This window comes from Methylobacterium sp. Leaf117, assembly GCF_001422985.1.
Lineage (GTDB): Bacteria > Pseudomonadota > Alphaproteobacteria > Rhizobiales > Beijerinckiaceae > Methylobacterium.
This window is the reverse complement of record NZ_LMNL01000025.1, coordinates 1-5814: the sequence shown is the minus strand read 5'-3', so window position 1 is coordinate 5814 and position 5814 is coordinate 1. Positions and strand designations below refer to the sequence as shown.

Annotated in this window: 5 protein-coding genes and 1 pseudogene; 2 read left to right on the top strand and 4 right to left on the bottom strand. The window is 60.0% G+C overall.

The features are described 5' to 3' along the window. Positions 1-1645: 1645 nt before the first annotated feature. On the bottom strand, positions 1646-1852 hold the full coding sequence (locus ASF57_RS25795) for a hypothetical protein (RefSeq protein WP_156376149.1): 207 nt from the start codon (positions 1850-1852) through the stop codon (positions 1646-1648). Between the two features lie 375 nt (positions 1853-2227). Here ASF57_RS25795 and ASF57_RS26980 point away from each other — a divergent pair, with 375 nt between their 5' ends. Continuing rightward, positions 2228-2479, top strand: coding sequence for a hypothetical protein (locus ASF57_RS26980; protein ID WP_082503985.1), 252 nt, complete (start codon positions 2228-2230; stop codon positions 2477-2479). A 313-nt stretch (positions 2480-2792) separates the two neighbouring features. Here ASF57_RS26980 and ASF57_RS25790 read toward each other — a convergent pair whose 3' ends face one another. The 3 genes and pseudogenes from ASF57_RS25790 to ASF57_RS14440 all read right to left on the bottom strand — a co-directional run bounded on the left by ASF57_RS25790 (position 2793) and on the right by ASF57_RS14440 (position 4842). Next, entirely contained in the window at positions 2793-3053 is a 261-nt protein-coding gene (locus ASF57_RS25790) for a hypothetical protein (RefSeq protein ID WP_156376148.1), read from the bottom strand. Between the two features lie 840 nt (positions 3054-3893). Beyond that, positions 3894-4019: pseudogene (locus ASF57_RS24835) on the bottom strand (DNA-binding response regulator); the annotation flags it as partial. Positions 4020-4458: 439 nt separating this feature from the next. Further along, complete coding sequence (locus tag ASF57_RS14440) at positions 4459-4842, bottom strand: VOC family protein (protein WP_056484638.1); 384 nt, start codon at positions 4840-4842, stop codon at positions 4459-4461. A 327-nt stretch (positions 4843-5169) separates the two neighbouring features. Between ASF57_RS14440 and ASF57_RS26450 the strand changes: the two genes are divergently transcribed. Continuing rightward, positions 5170-5346: a hypothetical protein gene (locus ASF57_RS26450; protein ID WP_200935873.1), complete on the top strand. Its 177-nt coding sequence runs from the start codon at positions 5170-5172 to the stop codon at positions 5344-5346. Positions 5347-5814 lie beyond the last annotated feature (468 nt).

The following is a 5814-nucleotide window of genomic DNA, read 5'->3' as shown; positions in this document are numbered from 1 at the left end:
CCAGAACAGGTCCACCATCGCCGCCTCCGTGCTGCAAACGGCGGCTCTGAATCACAAAACCAGAACTCTCGCAACGTCTTGGTTCGGTTCACACCCTAGAGCCAAGACGACAGCCAGCCCCGCAGGACGCAGATCCGGCATCCCAGACACGCTGCCCTGCTCAACCACTTTGAGGGAAGAGCCTCCAACAGCCCCAGTCACGGGAACGCCCCCCATCATCGTCACACGTCGACACTTTTGAGCGGGATGAAGAGGGTCGAGCCCACCTGAGAGACAGGCAGGAAGAGGCCGAGCTTCCCAGACGGCGTGACCGGCCAGCGCGAACGCCAGCAGCACGCATGGAACGGTGAGTGCAAGGCCGAAGCGCCGGACCCACGAGCGTTGAAGCATTGCGGCTTATCCTCCAAGGCGGAGCACTGTTGCAGTTTGGCGGTGCATAGAGCTTCCCCTACAATCATCCCGCCTCAGACAGGCTGGCTTGATGACGGTCGATGCTTGGATGAGCGAGGCGGACGCTTACGTGAGGCCGACGGGGCATCCTCGTCCGGCAGCAGGTCTGTGAACGGCACCGTAAACAGCGGTCGATGCTCAGCGTCAGCCACTGCGAATTTGTAGCTGGTCAGCTGCGGATTGCGAGTGCAGTCCCCATGCGAGGTAAACCCAGCGCCATGGCGAGCCAACGTCAGCGCAGCGTCATCATCGAGACAGTCCAGCCCCTGATAGTCCAGGCACACCAGGCCGGACCGGGATTGCACATCGAAGAAGTATGTTGGCATGGCACACTCCGCCCGTGCCCCCTCCCGAGACGCTCAGGCTTTTGGTCGCCCTAGTCTCATGAAGAGAGTTTCGCTCCGATCTGACCGGCTGTCACCCTTCTTCTAACCACGCGCGCCGTGCTGCTTCCTCTAAGGAGGCATGCCAGTCTGGAAAGAGGGGTTCGCGCGTAGACCCTCCATCCGGCGTAGCTATGCACCGCTGGTATGCCACGTCTGATAACTGAGCGATTGAGGCCGGGCGATCAGCGTGAGACATGCAAAGCTCGAAAGCGCGGCGATGGCGTCGCCGCGCTGGCCCTTAGTTGGGTGTTTCCTCCCTAGACTTCGGGCCGCTCCTTGTGGGCGGCCCTTTTTATGTCTGGGCTGCCGGCTTGTAGCGGGCGCCTCCCCCTCCCGGCAAGCACCATCTTTCATCAGCCTGTGAGAGGTGGTGATATGATGCGCAGGTATGCCTGCCCGAGAATGTACCCCTTCCCTGACATTCAACCTGACAGGATTTTAGGGGGAGAAAACCGTGGTTTACCGGTCAATCTTGCGATGTGCGCTCAACACATTGGGCGTGGCGATGTAGGGGTGGATTGGCTTCTCATAGACAATTGCTAAGTTCGCAGGGCTAACCTCGGCTCCGGAGGAGGACCTTACCGTGGCTGCTACCGTGTTTAGCGTCGAAGAGACTGAGACGTTCGCCAGTGCAGCCCGCGATGCCATAAACGCACGTCTGAAGTCGCTGCCGGAAGGTGTGCTGGCGGACTTCTGGGAAATCGTGGCGAAGGGGTATAATAGGGCCGACCCTCCCAAGGCGGAGACCGCCATGTCCGTAGGCTTGTAGGATGGCGAGCGACGGCTATCGACCGTCACTCCTTGAAACCTCAACGCCGGTCGCCGTGCCCGTGCTGAAGCTTCTCGATTGTCTCCAGCCCCTCGCGCCGCGCCTTTTCTTCCGTGGGTTGCCGCCGATCTGAACGCTGCAAAACCCTGCCTTCGTGTCGGATCGTCCAGTTCCAGCTGCCTGGGGCCTTGGAGTCTGGAGTGACATGCAGGGCGTAGGGGTGGGTGTCCTGTCGTGTCTCGCTCATCGTGTCATTCTCACGCGTGCAGTTCGCGATAGTGGAACGCGGCGGACCCGGTAGCACCTGCCGCAGGGTTCCATAAAGCCCGCGTCCAGGTTGCCGCTTACGCGAACGGCTCCGCATTGGCTCGGTCGCGCTGCGCCCGATATCCCGAGCTTTTTGAATTCCAAGCAGCCTTGCCTGACGAGTTGAGCGTCAGCGTTACGGTCATTTTTATGCGATGGCGGCGGCAATCTTTTCGGACAAGCTGTAAGACGATGCGGTCATCTCCAACGAGCGTCCAAGCCTGAGTGTGGAAGTCTTATGGGGCTGAACGAACCGTTCTTGGCGGCTGGGCGTTTGGCTCCCTGCCTCGATAGCTCAGGAAATATGGAGCTTCTAATGCGTAAAATTCTGCTCGTGACTGCGGCCCTTGGCGGCCTGCTACTCCAAGATACCTCCAGCTTTGCGCAGGGTTTCCGGTTCGGCCCTGGCGGTGTGGAAGTCGATGATGGGCGCGGTTTCCGCGAAGAGCGTGAAGAGCGCCGCTATCGTCGGATGTGCCGCGAGCTTCGCGACGCTTGCGAGAACAAGGATCGCTATGGTGAGGAAGGGCAGGGTAATTGTCGTCGTTATCGTCGCACTTGCGGCTGACAGGATGTGAACTTGGGACGCTAAGCGCAGCGCGCCCATGTGACGGCCAAGCTGGTCCATTAAAGATGACGCTTGGTCGTCGAACTGGAACGAGCACTTCACACGTTTGACGCTGCTATAGGAGGAGCTCCGCATGAGGATGCTGTGGGTTACAGCACTCGTAGGTTTGAGTTTTTTGGGCGCGATAAGCTCGGCCTCAGCCCAGCGAGGGGGGCGTGACTACGGTTCCGACGAGGGAGAGTATGGCAATCGAAGCTATGGCGAGCGCAACGGCAGTGGTCATGGTCGCAGGTACGATGACGATGATGATCGATCACGTGAACGCGGCCGCAGCTACGATAATGGCCAAGATAACGAGCGGCGTCGCAGATACGATGAAAATCGGGATCGCCAGTTCGGTCGCGGGTACGACAAGGATAACCGGGAACAGAAGCGTGATCGTGGGTCCCAAGAGGAACCTGAGGCTGAGTTCGACGAAGACGAGTACCTGCGTTGCAACCCGGATGTCGCCCGAGCCGTGGAACGAGGCCAAATGCCGTCTGGGGATTTCCATTACAGGACATTCGGGCGCCATGAGAGGCGACACCTCACCTGCCCGATGAAGCTTTAAGGCCCCGTCGCAAACGCCGGCCCGCTGACGCACTGGCCCTCCTAAGGGCCCAAGTGGTTCCATATCCTCCAAGTCAGCGAGCGTACTGCGGCTTACCTGAACTCCCGATCTGGGAGTTGGAAGCCATAACGGAGTTCAGGCTTAGCTAACTGCCCTCAGCCAACCTTCATCCGAGCCATGTTGCGTATCGGCTCCGTCGTGCCTTGCCACGATGTGCCCCGCCAGCTTGTTATCAGATCAGGCGGCGGGGCTCGCTGAAAGGCCGATCACGATCGGATCGGGATGTAGGATGGTCATATCCGAAATCAGGCAGGGGCGGGGTATGGCCGAGGCAGGCGAGGATCCACTCACCGTTCTGAGCACCCTGATCGCCCAAGCGGAAGCGCACCGGGTTGATCAGATGCTGCGCATTGCCGACCTCCTCTCGGATGATCAGCCCGCTGACGAGGCTGAGCGAGCCCTGACGACCATAGAGGGACTGCTGGCGTCGATGCGAGCTAAACGCGCGGTGATGCTTTCGGAGCGAGCGAGATCATAGGTGTGATCCCGAAGCGTCCTCCTCGGAACCACGTGGTCTGACCGATCCTGCTTCCAGGTTGCTCGGACGGCGAACGGCTCCCTCGGATTTTTGAATTCTAAGCAGCTTTCCCTGACGGATTTGAGCGTCAGCTTTACAGTGGTTTTACGGACATTTTTAGCCAAGTAGATTGATGGCTGTCGAAGCCGATATCGTAGCTCAGCCGACGTTGACTTCGTTTGAGGCGGCGTGACGTCTCTAATATCCGCCTGTTGCGCACGAGCACTTAGCTTGCCAAGATCGATGCCCTCCTCACCCAGATCCGTGGTGTAGGTGTTGAAGCTCTCGGACTTAAGCATCAGTTCGATGTTTGCCGCGACTGAGGCGTCATCCTTGATCAGCAGCATGCGCATGGGATCGATCCTCCAAAGGTTGAGGCATCCTGAACAGACATCGGCAACAAACTGTTAAGCTGCTGTCAGCGCGTGTCACGGCCGGTGATGGCGCGAGCGGCAGGGCCAAGTCCGAAACCCGGTGTGCGTTTCACCGGCAGCGGTCGGTCTCGGCCAGCGCAGTCTCACCACACTTGGGGGGCATGTCCTGGAGCGATTTGAGGTATCCTCGTAACCCAGCGTTCACGCCACGCTGGTAGGTAGAGGTATGACTTCCCTCGTTTCCAGTGTTGTTCAGATCCAGTCTGCCGCCGTGACCCAGCAGATCGGGGTCGCCGTGGCGCGTCAGCAGATCGATGCTCAGCGCGCTGTGGCCGACTTGGTGGCTGGCACAGCAGCGGCGGCCTCGCCGCCGGCTCCTCCCGGCCAAGGCCAGGTGGTTGACCGGCAGGTATAGGCGTCAGTCGGCGAACTTGTAGCGGGCGCAGAGCTTATTGCCGTCCGGGTCGCGCAGGTACGCGAGGTAGATCCGGCCCATCGGATTTTTACGTTCTCCCGGCGGGTCTTCTGCTGAGGTGCCACCGTTGGCGATACCGGCTTCGTGCCAAGCATTGATCTCTTCCGGGCTGTCCCTCACGAACCCAATGGTGCCGCCGTTCCCAGCGGTCGCCGCCTTCCCGTCGATTGGCTTGGTGATGACGAACCGGCTGCCTCGGTGAGCGTAGACCAAGCGCCCCATCGTATCCGTGGTGCCAAGTTCGCCACCCATAGCCGCAAAAAGCGCGTCGTAGAACGTCTTCGACTTGGCTAGGTCGTTGCTGCCAATCACGATGTGGCTGAACACGTCGTTTGCTCCCTTTGTAGTTCGACCGCTGGGCTACCGTGCCCGAGGCCCTGGCCGCAAGCTGGAGCCCGGTGTGCGGTTCACAGGCAGCGTCTGTGGCGCCTACCTGAGCACTCTCGCCGCCTGAGTGCTTCGTCACCAATGCCTGTCGACGGGGCGCGAACGATCTACTCGGTGTGCCTGCTGTCTATTTAACGCGTGGCTCAGCCATCGATCTGACCGTATTATGCATCAGACGCATGGCCGACATTTGGTATTTGATATACCAGAAGGGAGCGGACGCTGTCATAAACGCCTCAACGCAAACGCCTCTCAGGACAGCCTTCAATGACCGCTCTGCTTCTCGCCTCTGTCGTCGCTGCTGGTGCTGCCAACGTCGCTCTGGTCGCCTTCGTGGCTGACCGCCTGACCCCGAAGAGCAGCGCCTCCGTCATCACTGCTGGTGAGCTTGCTGTTGTGAACGACAACGCCCCGGTTGCTGCGACTGTGAAGCTCGCTGCCTAACAGCACTCAAGCCCTCTTTAAGTACACGAGATCATCAGCCCCGCCCAATCATGGCGGGGCTTTTCTGTGTCTGGGTTGTGCCGAGCTACCCCGATCAACCCTCAGAGATAAATGATCAGCTTCTTCCTTCGGTGGTGAACACAACGCCGAGACACCGCTCCGTGCGGCGCACCACCTGACAGCGCTTGCGGATACCGGCGCTCTGGATCGTGAGCGTGAACTCATCAGGCAAGCCAGCCGTCTGCCCCACCTCGATGAGTGCTCCGTGAGCCGAGGTTTCTCGCACCAGACACTCAAATGGGTACGACCAACCCGGAGGTTGCAACTCACCAAGCCGAAACAGGTCGTAACGAGGTGCTCTGCGCTGCTCTAGGGTCTGGACTCGATCAGCACCAGAAGGCGATGACGGCAGCGAGTGCGACGGCCGAGGCGTAGTTTCGGGCCAACTTGTCGTAGCGGGTGGCGATG

What these genes read in the sequence shown, in the direction of transcription:
- ASF57_RS25795 (WP_156376149.1), bottom strand. Translation starts at nt 1,852, where the DNA reads ATGAGCGAGACACGACAGGACACCCACCCCTACGCCCTGCATGTCACT.
- ASF57_RS26980 (WP_082503985.1), top strand. Translation starts at nt 2,228, where the DNA reads ATGCGTAAAATTCTGCTCGTGACTGCGGCCCTTGGCGGCCTGCTACTC.
- ASF57_RS25790 (WP_156376148.1), bottom strand. Translation starts at nt 3,053, where the DNA reads ATGGCGCCCGAATGTCCTGTAATGGAAATCCCCAGACGGCATTTGGCC.
- ASF57_RS26450 (WP_200935873.1), top strand. Translation starts at nt 5,170, where the DNA reads ATGACCGCTCTGCTTCTCGCCTCTGTCGTCGCTGCTGGTGCTGCCAAC.